Here is a 20,836-nt window from a genome sequence, read left to right on the forward strand (position 1 = left end):
GTATCAATCCTTTGCGCACCAAACAATAATAAGCATCTTAACAACCCTAATTTAGCTTATAAAAAACCTGATTATTGTCTAATTCGCCCAATAATTCTTGGCTTACTTTTATTTTTTGTTTTCTACTTATCATTGGTAGTTTTATTTGTTCAGCATTATCATAAACTACAAAATTTAAAGCTTGATTTCCTGGATGCATATTAAATAATTGCTTCAAAAATTGAATTTTTTCTGTTTCAATCTCTTTAATATTTAACTGTATAGATAATTTTTTAGCGTAGGTATCCATAACATCATGTAGCAATTGAAAACTATTAAATTGCATTCTAGGATCACTCTTTTTTCCGGTATCTTTATTCACCCAACCTTCACGAATAAAAATCTTGGTGTACACAAAATTGTTTTTCATTAAAAAATGTCTAAATTTTAAATATTCTTCGCCAAATATTCGAAATTCAAAACTATCGGTATAGTCTTCCATAGTAAACATTGCCCAACCTTTACCTTGTTTACTTACTCGATGTTGCACATCTGTTACTACACCTCCAAATGTAAGTTCTCTATTTACATAGGTGTTTAAATCATTAAACAAAGCTAAATTGGCGTTGCAAAACGTTTTCATTTCGGTTTTAAAATCGTCTAAAGGATGACCAGAAATATAAACACCAACCACTTCTCTTTCTTGTGCAAGTTTTTCCATGGTTCCCCATTCTTCACAAGGAGGAACAACTGGTTCTGCTATTTGCACATCACTAGCAGCACCAAACAAACTTACTTGTGCAGAATTTTCATTTTCTTGGTGTTTTGCACCATATTTTACTGCTTTCTCTAAAAAGGTTACGCCATCGCCTTCATCATGAAAATATTGTGCTCTGTGAGTATCACCAAAGCCATCAAATCCACCTGCAAGTGCAAGATTTTCGAAGGCTCTTTTATTTGCTGCTCGCAAATCAATTCGTTTTGCTAAATCGAAAATAGATTTATAAGGTGCATCTTTTCTGTGTTCTATAATGGTTTTTACTGCTCCGTGTCCTACTCCTTTAATAGCTCCCATACCAAAACGCACTGCATAATCCTGATTAACAGAAAACTTGTAATAACTTTCATTTACATCTGGGCCTAGAACTTTTAGTTTCATTCGCTTACATTCATCCATAAAGAAGGTAACCGATTTTATATCGTTCATGTTATTAGAAAGAACAGCTGCCATATATTCGGCAGGGTAATGCGCTTTTAAATATGCGGTTTGGTAAGCAATCCAAGCATAGCATGTAGAATGTGATTTATTAAAAGCATAACTCGCAAAGGCTTCCCAGTCTTTCCATACTTTTTCTAAAACTTTAGCATCATGCCCTTTTGCACTTGCTTGTTCTATAAATTTCGGTTTCATTTTATCTAGAACCGCAATTTGCTTTTTACCCATTGCCTTACGCAGTACATCGGCTTCCCCCTTAGTAAAATCTGCAAGCTTTTGCGAAAGCAACATTACTTGCTCTTGGTATACTGTAATTCCGTAGGTTTCTTTTAGGTATTCTTCCATTGCTGGAAGGTCATATTCTATTTCTTCGTCACCATGTTTTCTTCTAACAAAACTTGGAATATACTCCATAGGTCCTGGACGATAGAGTGCATTCATGGCAATTAAATCTTCAAAAACGGTAGGTTTTAAATCTTTAAGGTGTTTTTGCATTCCTGGAGATTCATATTGAAAGACTCCTACAGTTTCCCCTCTTTGGAAAAGCTCGTAGGTTTTTTCATCGTCTAGCGGAAAACTATCTGGATCTAAAATAATATCATGCTTTGCCTTTACAATTTTTACAGTATCTTTTATAAGCGTTAAGGTCTTTAATCCTAAGAAATCCATTTTTAATAATCCAGCATCTTCTACAACTGAGTTATCAAATTGGGTAACATATAAACCAGAATCTTTTGCTACAGAAACGGGAACGAATTTGGTAATATCATCTGGAGTAATAATGACACCACAGGCGTGAATTCCTGTATTACGAACAGAACCTTCTAATGTTCTTGCTAAATTTACAGTTTCTGCTGGTAAATCTTCACCATCTGAAATATTTAAAAGTTCATTAACTTTTTCTAAATCTTCTGCTCTAAACTTTTTACTTAATTCTTTTTCGTCTAAACCAAAAATCTTGTTCAGTTTCGACATGTTTGGAATTAGCTTAGCAATTCTATCTGCATCAAATAACGGTAAATCAAGAACACGTGCAGTATCACGAATAGATGACTTTGCAGCCATGGTACCATAGGTGATAATTTGTGCTACTTGATTGCTTCCATATTTATCGATTACATATTCCATGACGCGACCACGGCCTTCATCATCAAAATCGATATCAATATCTGGCATACTCACACGATCCGGATTTAAAAAACGCTCAAAAAGCAGATTGTATTTTAAAGGATCGATATTGGTAATCTTTAAACAATATGCTGCTACAGAACCTGCTGCCGAACCTCGACCAGGACCAACAGATACATCCATATTTCGAGCTTCACGAATGAAATCTTCTACAATAAGGAAATAACCAGGATATCCTGTTTTTTCAATAACGCTTAGCTCAAAATCTAAACGCTCTACTACTTCTTCCGATAGTTCTTCTCCATAACGTTCTTTGGCTCCTTCGTAAACTAAATGCCTAAGAAATTTATTTTCCCCACGTTTTCCATTATCTTTTTTGTCTTCTTCGAAAACAAATTCTTCTGGTATATCAAATGCTGGTAACAATACATCACGAGCCAATTGAAAAGGTTCTATTTTATCTACAACTTCTTGAATATTGGAAATAGCTTCAGGAACATCTTTGAACAAGGCTTTCATTTCGTCTGGAGACTTAAAATAGTACTCCTGATTTGGCAAACCATATCGGTAACCCCTACCTCTTCCTATTGGAGTCGCTTGTTTTTCTCCATCTTTTACACATAATAAAATATCGTGCGCGTTTGCATCTTTTTTCTTGCAGTAATAAGTATTATTCGTCGCTACCAACTTAATATTGTGTCTTTTAGACAACTCTATTAACACAGGATTTACACGGTTTTCATCTTCTTGATTATGTCGCATAAGCTCCACATACAAGTCATCACTAAATTGTTCTTTCCACCATAAAAGCGATTCTTCTGCTTGGTTTTCTCCTACATTTAAAACCTTACTTGGTACTTCACCATAAAGGTTTCCTGTTAAACAAATTAGGTCTTCTTTATATTCTTGAATTAGTTTTTTATCGATTCTAGGCAAATAATAAAAGCCATTAACAAAAGCATGTGAAGATAATTTAGCCAAATTATGGTAGCCGTTTTTATTCTTCGCTATTAGTACAATTTGATAGCCATTATCTTTTCTTGTTTTATCTAAATGGTTTTCGCACACAAAAAACTCGCAACCAATAATTGGTTTCATTTCGTTTAATGAGGCTGTGTCGCCTCGCTCTAAAGCTTCTTCATTCTTAGCTTTTACACTTTTATTATGATTATTTACTGCTTTTACAAAATGAAAAGCTCCCATCATATTGGCATGATCTGTAAGCGCCACTGCAGTCATATTGTATTCTGCTGCAGATGCTACTAAATTTGGGACACTAATTGTAGATTGTAATACCGAAAATTGGGAATGATTATGTAAATGCACAAAATCTACAGCCTCAAGACTTTCAATATTTTCCTTTATTTCTTGCGAAGAAATATCACTAGCTTGTGCTTTTTGTAATCGTTCATTAATCTTAGCGCTTTCGCTTTTAAGATTAATATGTTTTAAACCAATTAAAGCAATGGTTTGTGGATTCTCTTGTGTAAATTTTTGAAAATAATCCTCCGGAACATCTAACTGTTCATGTGTATATTCTTCTCTACGAATTAACTCGAAAAAACAACGCGTAGTTGCCTCAACATCTGCAGTTGCATTATGCGCTTCTCCAAAAGGAGCATCAAATAAAAACTGATGTAACTCGGTTAAGGTTGGCAGTTTAAATTTACCATATCTACCACCAGGAAGCTGACATAAACTAGCAGTATGTTCGGTACAAGTATCTAAAACAGGAAGTTCTTGTAATGGGTTTGCTACGTCTCCACGAACAAATTCGGCTCCCATAATATTCAGGTCAAACTTTACATTCTGTCCAACTACAAACTTGGTTTTACCTAAAGCTTCATTAAATTTCTCTAGCACCTCAGCTAAAGGCACACCTTGTTCTTGGGCTAATTCTGTTGAAATACCATGAATTTTCTCTGCATCATAAGGTATATTAAACCCTTCTGGCTGCACTAAATAATCTTGACTTTCGATACAGTTCCCCATAGCATCGTGTAATTGCCATGCTATTTGTATACATCGAGGCCAATTATCGGTATCGGTAATTGGAGCATCCCAACGTTTTGGCAAACCGGTAGTTTCTGTATCAAAAATTAAGTACATAAAGGTGTTTTCTTAAGAATAAAAGAGAACGATAAAATTAAGAAAAAATGGCCTTTATATATGGGAAAGTTATAAACAGTTTTAAACAAAAAAAGCACAACCTATTGGTTGTGCTTTTTCATTTATATGTATTATACTTTTAAGACACTAATTCCTCTTGTACTTTAACTGTATTTATTGCAGATTGTATAGCATCTTTTTGCTTATTCAATAAAGTATCAATAGATGGTGGAAATACCATATCTGAATTAATGATTTCATTATATTCATCTAAACTTGCTTTTTCTCCACGTAAGGCTTCTTCTAAAATTGCTTCTTCATTGTTTGAAGTCAATGTAGCCTTTAAAGTCATCCAGTTTCTATGCATCGTTCCTTTAAAACTACCTGAGTTTTCTGGAACTTCTCCATAAAGCTGAATTTCGGTTCTTAATTCTTTAGCAAAATCACTTCGCTCGGAAGCTCTTCGCTTGAAGAACATTTTTAAATTAGCGTCCTCTACATTATCAATAGCATTTAAATACCCTTTTTCGGCATCATAATTTTTTACTAATAACTCATTTAATTGGTTTGAAATTTTTTCTGTGAACTTCATTATATCTTTTACATTTTAAATTCCAATAGCTTTATTTATAGATGCGTATTGTTTCACATCTGCAATAACAACATAACACAAACTAACACTTATGTCAAGTGGTTTAACAGTGTTTATGAGAAATTTAAGAGTATTTAACAAAAAAAGAGCAACCAATTGGCTACTCTTTTTTTGTTTTCGATCTTTTGATTACTAGAATACACTGCTGCTTCCAGGCCTGGAATATACTCTTCAAAAGAAACTACTGTTAAATCTAAATTAGTAACCGAAGCTCAAGTGATCGAGACGTTCATTGTTTATTACATAACAATCATCTCAACATTCGGTATCTAAAAATGAAGTAATGAAACAAGTTTAACATTCTACAGGAACTATTACTACTTTTAGACAGTCCAAACCATAAATAATATCTAGTAGTGCATTACTAGCATCTCCACAATTTTCTATTTGTTGTCCTAATGTATTTAGCAAATTATATAGTAAGAATATCCATTTTAAAGAACTTCATTAAACCTATCCACGAATAGAAATACTATTCTTAGTTACAATCTAAACCATCAATTAAAACTTGTAAATCACCAGTAGTATCTCCACAACTTTCAATCTGCTGCTCTAATGTTAATTTATATTCATTACATACATCAGGATACGCTGTGCTTGATGCATCTGTATTGTCATAAACAACTAAAGCTGCATCCGTATTAGCAGTAGCAACATCACAAGGAAGAACACAATCTAGACCATCAATAATATTTTGTAATGTATTTGTATCATCACCACAACTAGTAATTTGTTGCATTAATGCTGCCTTATATGCATTACAAGCAGGCGGAAAACTAGAACTCATATTATCTACAGCTTCGTAAACCGCTAAAGCAGCTGTTGTAGCAGTAACAGCTTCATCACAAGAAACTATAGTACCTGCATTAAGACCTCCTGATAAAACAACCCTATAAAAAACACCTTGACTAAAATTAACCTTTTGTAATCCATCTTCAGTAAAAGCATTAAACCAGAATGTTCCAGTTACTGCATTACTACCATCTACAGTATCAAAACTTTCTATAACAATTTGTCCATCGGCTGGGTAAATTTGAACACTTGGGTCTGGCGCATATTTTGTTGAAAAAACTACACCTTGAGCATTTACATATCTTGCTTCACTAATATTATTTTCTCCTAACACGTAAGTATCTCGATTATCATTATCTGGCAATAACCATATGGATTCTGAGCCTCTTCGACCACGAACTACAATTGCACCAAAATCAATATCAGCTTCAAAAGCTTCAGCTCGCCATGAACTCCCATCCTTTTCTGCTTGAATAGCGGGTGTATTAAACTGTATATCTTCACCACAACTTAATACTAAGAAAGCTGAAAAAATAAACACAAATATCTTTTTCATAATTTTTATATAATTTGAGAGCCTAAAAATAGCATAAAAAAATGATTAATAATAAAAGTTGAATATAAATAATTTATAGTATCTTTGCACACTTATTAATAACCAGAGGTCGAGAACCTCAATGAATTAATTATTATGCCTGTAAAAATTAGATTACAAAGACACGGTAAAAAAGGAAAACCTTATTACTGGATCGTAGCAGCAGATGCTCGCGCGAAAAGAGATGGTAAATACCTAGAAAAATTAGGTGCTTACAATCCAAACACTAACCCAGCAACCATTGAATTAAATGTTGATGGAGCTGTAACATGGTTAGAAAATGGTGCACAACCAACAGATACAGCAAAAGCTATTTTATCTTACAAAGGTGTTTTGTTAAAAAAACATTTAAAAGGTGGAGTAACTAAAGGTGCTTTAACAGAAGAACAAGCAGAAGCTAAATTTACTGCTTGGTTAGAAGAAAAAGCAAGTAAAATTGGAAACAAAACAGATGGTTTAGCTAAAGCGGAAGCAGAAGCAAAAGCAAAAGCTTTTGAAGCTGAAAAAGCAGCAAACGAAGCTAGAATTGCAGCTGCAGCTCCAGTTGTAGAAGAAACTACAGAAGATGCTCCTGCAGAAGAAGCATCTAACGAAGAAGAATAAAAAATATTTTTTTATACTTTTAAACTCCAATACTACTTGTATTGGAGTTTTTTTATGAAATAATATTATAAAAATCCGTTGCAAAGCAGAAACTTAGTATAACTATAGAGATATTCCTGTTATCTCACAAAAAATAGATTTTTCGATGAAAAAAGAAGATTGTTTTTATTTAGGAAAGATTGTTAAAAAATACAGTTTTAAAGGAGAGGTTCTAGTAAAACTAGATACAGACGAACCAGAAATATATGATGGTTTAGAGTCCGTTTTTGTAGATTTAAGAGGCAATCTTGTTCCTTTTTTTATTGAAAAAGCTCAGTTACACAAATCGGAACTATTACGTATTAAGTTTGAAGATGTAGATACAGATGAAGATGCGGATGCCATTTTAAAAAATGAGCTATATCTACCTTTAGAATTTTTGCCAAAACTGGAAGATGATAAATTTTACTTTCACGAAATCACTGGCTTTACCGTAAAAGATGTAAACTTTGGAGACGTAGGAATTATCACAGGAGTTAACGATACAACTGCACAAGCTCTTTTTGAAATAGACCGAGACGGTATTGAAATATTAATACCAATGAACGATCACTTTATTAAAAAAGTAGATAAAGAAAATAAAGTTATTCTTGTGGATACTCCAGAAGGATTGATTGACTTATATTTAGAGGAATAAGTAAATCCTTATTAAATAGGAAAGACTCTTACTCTTATGAACAAACCATTTAAATTCAAAGAATTTCAGGTACGTCAAGACCAATGTGCTATGAAAGTTGGCACAGATGCAGTTATACTTGGCGCTTGGACTTCTGTAAAACAAAACCCTTTTGCAACGCTAGATATTGGTGCAGGAACTGGTATTTTATCCCTTATGTTAGCCCAACGATCTTCAGCAGAAGTGATAGATGCTATGGAAATTGATGAAAATGCTTATGAGCAATGTGTAGATAATTTTGAAAATGCGCCTTGGGCAGACAGACTTTTTTGCTATCACGCAGCTTTAGAAGAGTTCACCGAAGAAATAGAAGACAAATACGATTTAATTATATCGAATCCTCCTTTTTATTCGGAAGACTTTAAAACGGCAGATACATCACGCGATTTAGCAAGGTTTCAAGATGCGATGCCTTTTTCGCATTTAATAGAAAGTGTTGCATCCTTACTAGTAGAAGATGGCATTTTCTCAGTAGTTATTCCGTTTAAAGAAGAAACTAATCTCATAGACTTAGCATCAAAAGTAAAGTTATTTCCTAATAGAATTTTGCATGTTAAAGGAAGTCCATCTTCAGAAATAAAAAGAAGTCTTTTAGAATTTTCCTTCCGCGAAAGCGAAATACAAAAAGAGGAACTAATTATAGAAACTGCAAGACACCAATACACAGAAGACTACATAAATTTAACGAAAGATTTTTATCTTAAAATGTGATATTTAAATTTGACAATGAAAACGATTTCGTTACTTTTGTTAAACGTATAAAATAACGCCTTCTATTTTAATGAATTCGTAAAAAATAGAAGCATTAAATATCATAATTAGAATGAAAGCCGATTTATTCGAAGCACCAGATTATTATAACCTTGATGAATTACTAACCGAAGAACACAAATTGGTTCGTGATGCAGCAAGAGAATGGGTGAAACGTGATGTTTCTCCTATTATTGAAGACTATGCACAAAAAGCAGAATTCCCAACACAAATTGTAAAGGGTTTGGCTGAAATTGGCGCTTTTGGACCATACATTCCAGAAGAATATGGAGGAGCTGGATTAGACCAAATTTCTTATGGCTTAATCATGCAAGAAATTGAACGTGGAGACTCTGGAGTTCGAAGTACAGCCTCTGTACAATCGTCTTTAGTAATGTACCCAATTTGGAAATACGGAAACGAAGAACAACGCAACAAATACTTACCTAAATTAGCCTCTGGCGAATGGATAGGTTCTTTTGGGCTTACAGAACCAGATCATGGAAGCAACCCTGGTGGAATGGTTACCAATTTTAAAGATATGGGAGACCATTACCTTTTAAATGGTGCAAAAATGTGGATTTCTAATGCACCTTTTTGCAATATCGCTGTGGTTTGGGCAAAAAATGAAGAAGGAAGAATTCATGGTCTCGTTGTTGAACGTGGCATGGAAGGATTTACTACTCCAGAAACACACAATAAATGGTCCCTTAGAGCATCTGCTACTGGTGAGCTAATTTTTGATAATGTGAAAGTGCCAAAAGAAAACTTATTACCAAATAAATCAGGTCTTGGTGCTCCTTTAGGATGTTTAGATTCTGCTCGTTTTGGTATTGCTTGGGGAGCAATTGGAGCTGCAATGGATTGCTACGATACGGCATTATGTTACAGTAAAGAACGTATGCAATTTGGAAAACCTATAGGGCAATTTCAATTACAACAAAAGAAATTAGCTGAGATGATTACAGAAATCACCAAAGCACAATTATTAGCTTGGCGACTTGGTGTGATGCGTGAAAACGGTACAGCTACCTCAGCGCAAATTTCGATGGCAAAAAGAAACAATGTAGAAATGGCAATTAATATTGCTCGTGAAGCTAGGCAAATGCTTGGGGGAATGGGAATTTCTGGAGAATATTCTATAATGAGACATTCTATGAACCTAGAAAGTGTAATTACTTATGAAGGTACTCACGATATTCACTTATTGATTACAGGACTAGACATTACAGGATTAAATGCTTTTAAATAAGCCACTTAACAATATTTTATAATCTTAAATATTATGTCATTTTGAGCGTAGTTGAAAATCTTCTTCAGATTCTTCATTACACTCAGAATGACATTTTTTAGTTACATTTACTATATGTTTTCAGCAAAAAAACGATTAGATAAAGCGTATAATGAAGCAAAAATTTTAGATTTTGATAACGATTCAAAATTTATTCTTTTTAGTGATTGCCATCGTGGAGATAATAGTTTTGCTGATGATTTTGCAAACAATAGAAATATTTATTTTCACGCATTGAAGCATTATTATGCAGAAGGATATAGCTATGCTGAAATTGGAGATGGAGATGAACTATGGGAAAACTTATCGTTCACACCAATCTTAGAAGCTCATAAAAATGTATATCTACTCATGAAACTATTTCATGAGCAAAACAGATTACATATGATTTGGGGAAATCATGATATGGTGTATCGTGATCCGGAATATGTAAAAAGAAATTTATCGACTTATTTTGACCCTAAAATTGGTGAAGATGTAGAGCTTTTTAAAGATATTAAATACTATGAAGGTATTATATTAAAACATACAAAAACGCAACAAGAAGTTTTTTTAACGCATGGACATCAAGCAGATTGGTGGAATTATACCTTTTGGAAATGGAGTCGTTTTTTAGTTAGAGCACTTTGGAAACCTTTAAATGTCATGGGAATTGCAGACCCTACAAGTCCTGCAAAAAACTATAAAGAGCTTATTAAAGTAGAACGCAGAACAAAAAAATGGATTACCGATAACAACAACTTAATTACTATAGTTGGACATACACACAGGCCTCGTTTTCCAGAACCTGGAGATATTGCCTTTTTTAATGATGGAAGCTGTGTACACCCAAGAAGTATTACAGGAATTGAAATTGAAAATGGCGAAATCGCATTAATAAAATGGCAAATTGCTACAACAGAAGATGGTACACTAAAAATTGTACGTGTATTATTAGAAGGACCAAAAAAGCTAATAGACTATAAAACGAATTGAATTATTTGGGCGTTACCTTTAAAAAAAGGTCAGGCTTTTCATTATATCTTTTTTACCTTATACGTTTCACTGCGTGCAACTAGATAAAAAAGGATGCCATTTCAATCCTTAACGCAACCCTTAACTTTCAGGAGCAAGTTCTACTTCAAGACCTTCCATTGCTGGAGTCATTTGAATCTGGCAACCTAATCTAGAGTTCTCTTTAACATCGAATGCTTCACTTAACATGGCCTCTTCATCATCTTGCATTTCTGGTAATTCCGTATTGCTTAACACATAACATTGACAGGAAGCACACATTGCCATGCCTCCACATATTCCAATGGTTCCTTCTGGAGCAAGTTCGTAAGAACGAACTACTTCCATTAGATTCATAGCCATATCTGTTGGAGCTACAATAGCATGTGTTACACCATCTCTATCTGTTATTTTTATATTTATGTCTTGTTCCATCTTTAGTTTCCGCGGAAGCGGGAATCTTTTTAATTTTTAGACGAGACTCTCTGAGTTTATTAAAACTGCTTAGTGAGACTACATACTTATTCTATTTTTTTTACTACTGCTTTTGGCGCTTCTTTTCTTGTTCCATCAAATCCATTTACTCCACTAACGGTTGTGTATTTTAGTACAAATCGTTTACCAGGATTTATAATTTGGTAGGCAGATTGGCACATAAGTGTCGCTTCATGAAATCCGCAAAGAATTAATTTTAATTTCCCAGGATAGGTATTTACATCTCCAATAGCATAAATTCCAGGTATATTAGTTTGATAGTCTAATGCGTTATTTACTTTAATGGCATTTTTTTCTATTTCTAATCCCCAATTTGCAATTGGTCCTAACTTTGGTGAAAGTCCGAAAAGCGGAATAAAATGATCACATTCTAACTCGAACTCTTTTTCTATGTGTTCTGCTTGTTTTACAACAATTCCTTTTAATTTTTTATCTCCTAAAATACCAACAACTTCTGCAGGAGTAATTAGGTTTATTTTACCTGCTGTTTTAAGTTCTTGTACTTTTTCTACAGAATCTAAATGACCTCGAAATTCATTTCTTCTATGTATTAAAGTTACCGAACTTGCAATATCACTTAAAAAGATACTCCAATCTAAGGCAGAATCTCCTCCACCCGCAATAACCACTTTTTTATCGCGATAAAATTCTGGTTCTTTTATCATATACTCAACACCTTTATCTTCAAAGTCTGCGATGTTATGGATTAAAGGTTTTCTAGGCTCAAAACTTCCTAATCCACCAGCAATTGCAACTACTGGGGCTTGGTGTTTTGTACCTTTATTGGTAGTTACAATAAAGGTGCCATCTTCTTGTTTGTCTATGGTTTCTGCACGTTCGCCTAGTGTAAATCCTGGTTCGAATTGTTTGCATTGCTCCATTAACTTATGTGTTAAATCTCCAGCAAGAATTTCTGGATATGCAGGAATATCGTAAATAGGTTTTTTAGGGTATAACTCCGAACACTGTCCACCTTGTTGTGGTAATGCATCTATTAAATGGCATTTCAATTTTAATAATCCTGCTTCAAAAACGGCAAACAATCCTGTTGGCCCTGCTCCTATTATTAGTATATCTGTTTTAATCATTTCATTCCTGAGAAGGCTAGAATTTTAAGCAATACTACCTCCATTTTTTAGTATAAAACCTACAAGATTAGAAAAACGATGTAGGTTAAGTTTCACTCTATTTTATCTGTCAAAATTATGCAATAGGATTACAAAATTTTATGACTTTTATCAGTTTGCGTGAAGGATGGAACGGCTTTTTTGAGCTCCTCGCAGAGAGCGAGTAGTGAAAGCCTGACCCTTGTGGTCACGCCCAACTAAGCTTCGATATTAATAACCTGCTCTATTTGTGGTGCATACTTTTTTATAGTCATTTCTACACCCGACTTAAGTGTCATTTGATTGACACTACAACCTACGCAAGCACCTTGTAATTGTACTTTTACCAGTTTGTCATCTTCGATGGATAGTAATGAAATGTCGCCGCCATCACTTTGTAAAAACGGACGGATTTCATCTAAGGCTTTCTCTATATTTAATCTTAGTTCTTCTGTAGTCATTTATTATTTTTTAACTGCTGAACAGCCAGCCATTGTTGTTATTTTAACTGCTTCGGTTGGAGGCAAATCGTCATTTCTACGCACTACTTCTTGCACTACATTTTGTGTTATTTTTTCGAATGCTTGCTCTAAACTAGTTGCAGTTTGTAATGCTGCTGGACGACCAACATCTCCTGCTTCACGAATACTTTGCACTAGAGGTAATTCTCCTAAAAATGGTACTTGTAAATCTTCGGCAAGATTTTTTGCTCCTTGTTTACCAAATATATAATATTTATTTTCTGGTAATTCAGCTGGTGTAAAATACGCCATATTTTCTATGATTCCTAAAACAGGGACATTAATGCTTTCTTGTTGAAACATTGCCACTCCTTTTTTAGCATCTGCTAAAGCTACATTTTGTGGGGTACTAACTACAACTGCTCCTGTAATTGGTAGCGACTGCATAATGCTTAAATGTATATCTCCTGTTCCTGGAGGTAAGTCTAAAAGCAGAAAATCTAATTCTCCCCAAGCGGCATCAAAAATCATTTGATTTAATGCTTTTGCTGCCATTGGCCCACGCCAAACTACAGCTTGGTCTGGTTTGGTAAAAAAGCCAATAGACAAAACTTTTACGCCGTAATTTTCTACAGGTTTCATCTTAGATTTCCCTTCTACAGTAACTGCTAGAGGTTTTTCGTTTACTACATCAAACATAATTGGAATAGATGGACCGTAGATATCTGCATCTAATATTCCTACTTTAAAGCCCATTTTAGCAAGGGTTACTGCTAAATTTGCTGTAACTGTAGATTTACCAACTCCCCCTTTACCAGAAGCAACTGCAACTATGTTTTGAATGCCAGGAATGGTTTTTCCTTTAATAACATTAGGAGCAGATTTTGTTGGTGCTTCTACTTTTACGTTGACTTTTATTTTTGCTTTTTCATAAACTAATTTATGAATGGTTTGCAGTATTTCAACTTCTGTCTTCTTTTTTGCTTGTAAGCTTGGGTTTGTTATTGTAATATCTACAACAACCTCATCACCAAAAGTAATTACGTTAGTTACTGCACCACTTTCTACCATATTTTGTCCTTCCCCAGGAGCCGAAATGGTTTCTAATGCTTTTAATATGTCTTGTTTGTTGAGTTTCATGTTTTATATCTATTGAAAATATAGTCTGAAAACACAGGCTAAACTTTCAAATTCTATTAAGATTAATTCTAAACAGCAAATATAATTAATAATGCTGTAAGTGAGAAGATTGAAGCTGTAAGTTTTTTATAGTATTATTGATGAAAATTATAGTTTCCAAGAGGTGATTATTTGTGCGTTTTGTTGCAATTAGGAAATAACAAGGTGTTTTAGGACTAAAAATTTACAAATCAAAGTTCCTTTACAGGGTCCCAAAAAAGTGTTTCAAAGTTTTGAATTTGGTTTTCAACAACTACAACACCTTCGTTTTCTAATAACTGCTGCATGAGGTTAGTACCATCAAAGTGCATTTTACCAGTAAGCAATCCTTTTCGATTAACAACTCTATGTGCTGGAACGTCTTTACTGGTAGATCCATTCATAGCATAACCAACCATTCTTGCGCTTTTTGCTGCGCCTAAATATTTGGCAATTGCTCCATAACTTGTAACACGACCATATGGTATTAAGCGAGCAACTTCATAAACCTTATCGAAAAAATTGAGCGTTTTTTGTTGCATTATATATCTTTAAGAATATGAAATAACGTAATAATAGAAATTATTCCTGTTACTGTACCAATAAGATAATTCATACTTTTTTGCGAAGTAAGTGTTTTACTTTTTATTTTATCGAAAAAGAAAATATAAAAATAGAATGCTACAAAACTTCCAGATGTAGCCCCAGCAACATAAGAAAATATACTGGTTTTCTCAAAATCCATCCACCCAAAAGAAGCTAAAGTAATACTCATATAGGCATAGTAGGGAATAGGGAATACGTTTAAAGCAGATAGTAGTATTCCTTGAAAAAACCTACTTTTTTTACTTTTCACTTTTAATTCGGCTTTTGGCTTGGCTTCCTTTTTTGCTACCAATAAAAAATAAATAGTAATCAATACAAACAAAACAAAAGCAACACGTTGTAAAATATCTACAACATCTTGATGATTGCTTAAATATCTTGCAAAAAGAGTCCCTATATAGGTTTGAAAAACAATAATTACACATGCACCTATAGAAAAAGTAATCCCTCTAGAATACCCATCTTTTAGGCTAATTTTAGCAGCTGTCATGTTTAGTAATCCTGGTGGAATTACACCAACCAAAGCCACAAGTAATCCTAAAATAAAGGTAATGGTTATATTCAAAACTATTTTATTTTAAAGCGAATATACGTAATTGCTTTGTCTTCTTTAAGATATTGACTTTCATAAAAGGTTTGAATACTAGTTACTTCTTCAGGACTTCCTTCTTGCTTATAGACATTATGATTTGCATATAACACTTCATGACCTTCACCATGCAATAACCCTAGAGTATACCCGTGCATAAATTCACTATCTGTTTTGAGGTTCATGACTCCATCTGCTTTCAAAATGTTTTTATAACGTTTCAAAAATGTAGAATTCGTCATTCGATGCTTGGTACGTTTATATTTTATTTGCGGATCGGGAAAAGTAATCCAGATTTCGTCAACTTCATTTTCTGCAAAAACATGTTCTACCAATTCAATTTGTGTACGTATAAAAGCTACGTTTGGTATCTTTTCTTCGATTGCAGTTTTTGCTCCTCTCCAAAAACGCGCTCCTTTTATATCAATACCAATAAAATTCTTATTTGGATATTTTTTTGCTAGAGCAACACTATACTCACCTTTACCACAACCTAGTTCTAAAACTAGTGGATTGTTATTTTTAAAAAACGAAGAACGCCAATTCCCTTTTAATTCATATTCTGCATCAACTAACGCTTCTCTAGTTGGTTCGAAAACGTTTTTAAAAGTTTCGTTTTCTTTAAAGCGTTTTAATTTATTTTTACTTCCCACAATTATTTAATGTTTTGGCAAAATTAAGGAAATATAACGAGTCATGATTATGCTTATCTTTGTTTTTTATGAAAGAAAAAAAACGCATATTAGTTGCACCTTTAAATTGGGGGCTTGGTCATGCAACGCGCTGCATACCAATTATTCGTGCGCTATTGAAAAATAATTTTGAAGTTATTCTAGCTAGCGATGGTGTCGCTTTGCAGTTACTAAAAAAAGAATTTCCAAATCTGGAAAGTCTTGAATTACCATCTTACAATATTGAATATGCCAAAAATGCTAAACTATTTAAGTGGAAACTATTAAAAGATTCCCCAAAAGTTTTAAAAGCTATTAAAGCAGAAAAAAAAGCGATCAAAACAATTATTGATACATATCGTATTAATGGCGTTATTAGTGACAACAGGCTTGGCTTACACAATAAAAAAGTGCCTTGTGTTTTTATTAGTCATCAATTACAGGTTTTAAGTGGAAGCACAACGTGGATGAGCACTAAAATGCATCAAAAAATAATGAAGCAATTTGATATTTGTTGGGTTCCAGATAATTTAGGAGATCCCAACTTAAGTGGCAAACTTAGTCATGTTTATATTCCTGAATTGCCAACAAAGTATATAGGTCCTTTAAGTCGATTTCAAAAAAAAGAAATAAAAACTACAATCGATTTATTAGTCTTATTATCTGGTCCAGAACCACAACGAACCTTATTAGAAGAAAAACTTGTGGAGGAGTTAAATGGGTTTAAAGGAACTATTGTTTTTGTAAAAGGGGTTATTGAAAAAGTACAATCAAAAACACAAAAAAACCATATGACTATTTATAATTTTATGACAAGTGATTTGTTAGAACAAACTATAAATGAAAGTGCATTGGTGTTATCGCGTTCGGGGTATACCACAATAATGGATTTAGCAAAGTTAGAAAAGAAAGCTTTTTTTATACCAACACCAGGACAATTTGAACAAGAATATTTAGCAAAAAGATTAGATGATTTAGGCATTGTACCAAGTTGCAAACAAGATAAATTTACATTGAAAAAGTTAGAAAATATAAATACTAGTTCTGGATTAAAGCATTTTGATTATGAAATAAACTACAAACGACTATTCGAACTTTTCTAGGGTAAAAGAAAACTCGCTACCAACTTCAAATTCACTTTCTATATAAATTTTCTCGTCATGGGCTTCAATAATATGCTTAACAATAGCCAAGCCTAAACCAGAGCCTCCTTCTTTACGGGAACCACTTTTATCTACTCTATAAAAACGTTCAAATAATCTTGGTATATGCTTTTTTTCAATGCCTTCTCCATTATCCGTTACTCGAACAATAACTTTATTTTTTATAAGGTTTTCTATACTAACCTCCGTTGTTCCTTGCTGTCTTCCGTATTTAATAGAGTTAACAACAAGATTCGTTAGTACTTGCTGTATACGTTCCTTATCAGCATTTACCATTATGGGTTCTTTGTAATCGATATCGAAAGTTAGTGTAATATTTTTTTTTGTTGCTTTCATTTCAAAGAGTTCAAAAACACTTTGCACGAGTTCAACTATATCAAAAGCCTCTATATTTAAACTTAAATCCCCTATTTCTAATTTGGTAATCATATCTAAATCTCTCACAATATAAATTAGTCTTTCTACACCTTTATTTGCATTACTTAAATATTTATCTCGTACATTTTTATCTTTTACAGCGCCGTCTAATAAAGTAAGAATATAGCCTTGTACTGTAAATAATGGGGTTTTAAGTTCGTGCGACACATTTCCTAGAAATTCTTTTCTGTATTCCTCACGTACTTTAAGCATTTCTATTTCTAGCTTACGATCTTTAGCATACTTATCTATTTCCTTAGTAAGTGTTGCCATGTCTGTAGTAATTCTTTCTTTTTTTAAAGTAGAAGATTCTAATAGTGTAAGCTCGTCGTATACTTTTTTAACACGTTTGTATATAAACTGTTCTACACGATATTGAATAATTATAAAAGAAGAGAGATAACAAGCTAATGCTATATATATAATTTGAACCCAATCTAAAGTATAAAATTTATATAAAAAAACACCCATTAAGAGCGTTAAAAAACAAGTGATATACAATGCTGTTTTAAAAGCAAACTTGTATGTTTTTTTTAATTTTCTTTGCATTATTCTACAAACTTATATCCTACCCCTTTAACGGTTTTAAAATAATCATCGCCAATTTTCTCTCTAAGCTTTCTAATGTGCACATCTATGGTTCTTCCTCCAACAACAACTTCGTTTCCCCAAACTTTATCTAGAATATCTTCGCGTTTAAAAACTTTGCCAGGCTTAGATGCTAGTAAAGATAATAATTCAAATTCTTTTCTTGGCAAAATGATTTCCTTTCCTTTAAGCTCAATTTTATATTCGTCTCTATTAATAACAAGATTTCCAATTTTAACAATGTTTTCACTAGCATCTTCATCTTTAAAACGTCTTAATAATGCTTTAACTTTGCTAACCAGAACTTTTGGCTTTATTGGTTTTGTTATATAATCATCGGCTCCAGCATCAAACCCTGCAACTTGTGAATAATCTTCTCCTCTTGCAGTTAAAAAAGTTATAATGGTATTATTTAAACTTTCTATTTTTCTAATTTGTTCACATGCTTCAATACCATCCATTTCTGGCATCATTACATCTAAAATAATTAGTTGTGGTTTTTCTTTCTTAGCCTTTTTAACTGCTTGTAAACCGTTCTCTGCTGTTATAACTTGATACCCTTCAGAGGTTAAGTTATAGCGTACTATTTCTAGTATGTCTGGTTCATCATCAACCAATAATATTTTAATGTCTTTCTTCTTCATTTATTTAAAGTAAAGTTAATGTAAAGATAAAATTAATCATAAAGATGCACATCTTTTTATAGACAAATAACAATATAGTAACATAAGGCATTACTTAACTTGTTTAAATTCTTTAAAATAGATATCTTATATTATAAATCTAGTACCTAAGCACATAGCTAATGTTATATTAGTGTGAATAATTGATTTTTCATATAGTTAAAGTCATTTTTCTAATTATATTTGTAGTCTACAATTTATAAAAAAACACAATTATGAAAAAAATTTACTTTTTATTATTAACAGTATTAATGACCTCTGCCTCTTTTGCACAGGTAATTATTACAGAAATTGCTGATCCTGATAACAATTCAGATGCACGTTATATTGAATTACATAACTTAGGTGCTTCGACTGTAGACTTTACAGAAGGTAACGGGTGGCAAATTGACAAATATACAAATGCAAGTGGTGCTGTTTCGGTTTCTTTAGACTTAACAGGATCAATTCCTGCTGGCGGATTCTATATTATAGCATATGATAATGCAGCTGGAACTTTTGCCACTGTTTATGGAATGACTGCTCACCAACTAGATAGTGTAAATAATGGTGTTGCTGGAAGTAATGGTGATGACGATTTAGTTTTAATTGATGGAACAGATACTATTGTTGATTTCTGGGGAGTTTATGATACAATGACAGCTACAAACACAGACAACTCTGGTACTTGTTCAGAGTATGAAGACGGTAGAGCAGAAAGACTTACTACAGTAACAATGGGATCAACAACTTTTAATGAAGCAGAATGGAATGTTTGGGCTGACTCTGATGTAACAGGTTGTACATCGCATGTAAATGCGCCAAGAACAGCTCCTGGTGATTTTGATCCAGGCGCATGGGGTACACCTACATGTGGTTTTAGTTTCACCAACTCTTCTGCAATTTGTGATGCTATTACTAATGGTGCTGACACATATACTGCTACTATTGATTTTTCTGGTGGTGGAAATTCTTCATTTACAGTAGTTGCTGATGCTGGTTCTATTGATTTAAGCGCAGGAGATCCTGCAATAGACGAAACTGGAACAATTACTATTACAGGACTTACTGAAGGGGTTGACGTTACAATTACTGCTAACGACACAAGCCTTTGTAATGTAATGAGCACAATTACTGCTGCAACATGTGTACCTTCTAATGTATTACCTATTTCTGATGACTTCACTTATGCTGATGGTAGTCTTGTTCCAAACGGATTTTGGTTAAATAATGGAGGTACTGCAGGGGATTTCTTAGTATCTTCTGGACAAGCTGTAGTAGAACACGGAGCACCTAGCGAAGATGTAATTATACCTTTTACACCAGTTTCTGGAAAAATCTATTATGGTTTAGATTTTACTGTTGAGGATCCTGGCGCACCAATTACTGGTTCTGATTTTGAATACTTTGCTCATTTTAAAGACTCTGGATTTGGTTTTAAAGCTCGTCTTGATATCGTTGAAGCTACTTCTGGTGGTGATTTCACTGTTGGTATTTCTACAGGAACAAGTACAGCGGAAGCTACTTGGGCTGCAGATCTTTCTTTTGGAACTACTTATCGTGCAATAGTAATGTATGATCAGGATGCTAATATAGCGCAATTATGGATAGATGCTACAGCTATGGGAGACACTTCTATAGTAGGTGGAGATGATGCTGACCCAGGAAGCGTAATGGAAGCTTTTCAACTTAGACAATCGGATTCATCAACAAATGAAACTGTTCTTGTTGATAATTTAGTGATTTCTCAAAACTTTGCAGATACTACTTTATCTACAAAAGATTATAACAACAATACTTTTGCTGTATACCCTAACCCTGTTACTAATGGGTTCGTAAATATTTCTAGCACATCTAACGAAGTGATTTCTGTTTCAGTTTTTGATATTCTTGGAAAACAAGTAATCAACCAAACAGTAAACAACAACGTTTTAAACGTTGCTACTTTAACAAGTGGTATTTACATTTTAAAATTATCTCAAAACGGAAATGTGACTACAAAAAAATTAGTTATAAAATAACTCCAATATTAAGTTATTGTTAAAAAGGCTGGTGATTTTTTACCAGTCTTTTTTTTGTAATATATTTATCGGAATA

Annotated in this window: 19 protein-coding genes; 7 read left to right on the top strand and 12 right to left on the bottom strand. The window is 33.3% G+C overall.

The genetic code is table 11. The annotated features are described in order from the left end of the window. Positions 1-46: 46 nt before the first annotated feature. From dnaE to Q4512_RS01030, 3 genes are all read right to left on the bottom strand, one after another. The gene (gene dnaE / locus Q4512_RS01020) at positions 47-4,432 is read right to left on the bottom strand and encodes a DNA polymerase III subunit alpha (RefSeq protein ID WP_303420665.1); all 4,386 of its coding nucleotides are present in this window, start codon (positions 4,430-4,432) and stop codon (positions 47-49) included. A gap of 139 nt (positions 4,433-4,571) precedes the next feature. Then, positions 4,572-5,024, bottom strand: a complete 453-nt coding sequence (locus tag Q4512_RS01025; protein ID WP_303420675.1) for a PA2169 family four-helix-bundle protein — start codon at positions 5,022-5,024, stop codon at positions 4,572-4,574. A gap of 538 nt (positions 5,025-5,562) precedes the next feature. Next, positions 5,563-6,432: a DUF6252 family protein gene (locus Q4512_RS01030; protein WP_303420677.1), complete on the bottom strand. Its 870-nt coding sequence runs from the start codon at positions 6,430-6,432 to the stop codon at positions 5,563-5,565. Positions 6,433-6,567: 135 nt separating this feature from the next. On the opposite strand from Q4512_RS01030, the gene Q4512_RS01035 reads away from it, so the two are divergent. From Q4512_RS01035 to Q4512_RS01055, 5 genes are all read left to right on the top strand, one after another. Beyond that, positions 6,568-7,074, top strand: a complete 507-nt coding sequence (locus Q4512_RS01035) for a 30S ribosomal protein S16 (protein WP_303420679.1) — start codon at positions 6,568-6,570, stop codon at positions 7,072-7,074. Between the two features lie 145 nt (positions 7,075-7,219). Continuing rightward, positions 7,220-7,750 carry a ribosome maturation factor RimM gene (rimM, locus tag Q4512_RS01040; RefSeq protein ID WP_303420681.1) on the top strand — a complete coding sequence of 177 codons (531 nt, stop codon included), beginning with the start codon at positions 7,220-7,222 and terminating at the stop codon, positions 7,748-7,750. Positions 7,751-7,786: 36 nt separating this feature from the next. Beyond that, positions 7,787-8,500: a tRNA1(Val) (adenine(37)-N6)-methyltransferase gene (locus Q4512_RS01045; RefSeq protein WP_303420683.1), complete on the top strand. Its 714-nt coding sequence runs from the start codon at positions 7,787-7,789 to the stop codon at positions 8,498-8,500. Between the two features lie 112 nt (positions 8,501-8,612). Beyond that, entirely contained in the window at positions 8,613-9,791 is a 1,179-nt protein-coding gene (locus tag Q4512_RS01050) for an acyl-CoA dehydrogenase family protein (protein WP_303420685.1), read from the top strand. A gap of 114 nt (positions 9,792-9,905) precedes the next feature. Further along, positions 9,906-10,805, top strand: coding sequence for a metallophosphoesterase (locus tag Q4512_RS01055; RefSeq protein WP_303420687.1), 900 nt, complete (start codon positions 9,906-9,908; stop codon positions 10,803-10,805). A 120-nt stretch (positions 10,806-10,925) separates the two neighbouring features. Here Q4512_RS01055 and Q4512_RS01060 read toward each other — a convergent pair whose 3' ends face one another. From Q4512_RS01060 to trmB, 7 genes are all read right to left on the bottom strand, one after another. Beyond that, a complete protein-coding gene (locus Q4512_RS01060) occupies positions 10,926-11,258 on the bottom strand; it encodes a 2Fe-2S iron-sulfur cluster-binding protein (protein WP_303420689.1) in 333 nt (110 codons plus the stop codon). Between the two features lie 86 nt (positions 11,259-11,344). Next, positions 11,345-12,406, bottom strand: a complete 1,062-nt coding sequence (locus Q4512_RS01065) for an NAD(P)/FAD-dependent oxidoreductase (protein ID WP_303420691.1) — start codon at positions 12,404-12,406, stop codon at positions 11,345-11,347. Between the two features lie 236 nt (positions 12,407-12,642). Next, the gene (locus tag Q4512_RS01070; protein ID WP_055442687.1) at positions 12,643-12,885 is read right to left on the bottom strand and encodes a NifU family protein; all 243 of its coding nucleotides are present in this window, start codon (positions 12,883-12,885) and stop codon (positions 12,643-12,645) included. Between the two features lie 3 nt (positions 12,886-12,888). Continuing rightward, the gene (locus Q4512_RS01075; RefSeq protein ID WP_303420696.1) at positions 12,889-14,025 is read right to left on the bottom strand and encodes an Mrp/NBP35 family ATP-binding protein; all 1,137 of its coding nucleotides are present in this window, start codon (positions 14,023-14,025) and stop codon (positions 12,889-12,891) included. 230 nt (positions 14,026-14,255) lie between these two features. Next, a complete protein-coding gene (locus tag Q4512_RS01080; RefSeq protein ID WP_303420698.1) occupies positions 14,256-14,585 on the bottom strand; it encodes an MGMT family protein in 330 nt (109 codons plus the stop codon). Then, a complete protein-coding gene (locus Q4512_RS01085) occupies positions 14,585-15,214 on the bottom strand; it encodes a LysE family transporter (RefSeq protein ID WP_303420700.1) in 630 nt (209 codons plus the stop codon). Before Q4512_RS01085 ends, Q4512_RS01080 begins: the two co-directional genes overlap by 1 nt. Before the next feature lie 2 nt (positions 15,215-15,216). Continuing rightward, a complete protein-coding gene (gene trmB, locus Q4512_RS01090; protein WP_303420702.1) occupies positions 15,217-15,891 on the bottom strand; it encodes a tRNA (guanosine(46)-N7)-methyltransferase TrmB in 675 nt (224 codons plus the stop codon). A gap of 68 nt (positions 15,892-15,959) precedes the next feature. Between trmB and Q4512_RS01095 the strand changes: the two genes are divergently transcribed. Continuing rightward, the gene (locus tag Q4512_RS01095; protein WP_303420704.1) at positions 15,960-17,012 is read left to right on the top strand and encodes a glycosyltransferase; all 1,053 of its coding nucleotides are present in this window, start codon (positions 15,960-15,962) and stop codon (positions 17,010-17,012) included. Here Q4512_RS01095 and Q4512_RS01100 read toward each other — a convergent pair. Next, the gene (locus Q4512_RS01100) at positions 16,995-18,038 is read right to left on the bottom strand and encodes a cell wall metabolism sensor histidine kinase WalK (protein ID WP_303420706.1); all 1,044 of its coding nucleotides are present in this window, start codon (positions 18,036-18,038) and stop codon (positions 16,995-16,997) included. The genes Q4512_RS01095 and Q4512_RS01100 overlap by 18 nt on opposite strands. Continuing rightward, positions 18,038-18,721, bottom strand: coding sequence for a response regulator transcription factor (locus Q4512_RS01105; RefSeq protein ID WP_303420708.1), 684 nt, complete (start codon positions 18,719-18,721; stop codon positions 18,038-18,040). The genes Q4512_RS01100 and Q4512_RS01105 overlap by 1 nt, the downstream gene beginning before the upstream one ends. Positions 18,722-18,975: 254 nt before the next feature. On the opposite strand from Q4512_RS01105, the gene Q4512_RS01110 reads away from it, so the two are divergent. Beyond that, a complete protein-coding gene (locus Q4512_RS01110; RefSeq protein ID WP_303420710.1) occupies positions 18,976-20,760 on the top strand; it encodes a T9SS type A sorting domain-containing protein in 1,785 nt (594 codons plus the stop codon). The last annotated feature ends 76 nt before the right edge of the window (positions 20,761-20,836 follow it).

The organism is Oceanihabitans sp. 2_MG-2023 (assembly GCF_030547245.1).
Lineage (GTDB): Bacteria > Bacteroidota > Bacteroidia > Flavobacteriales > Flavobacteriaceae > Oceanihabitans.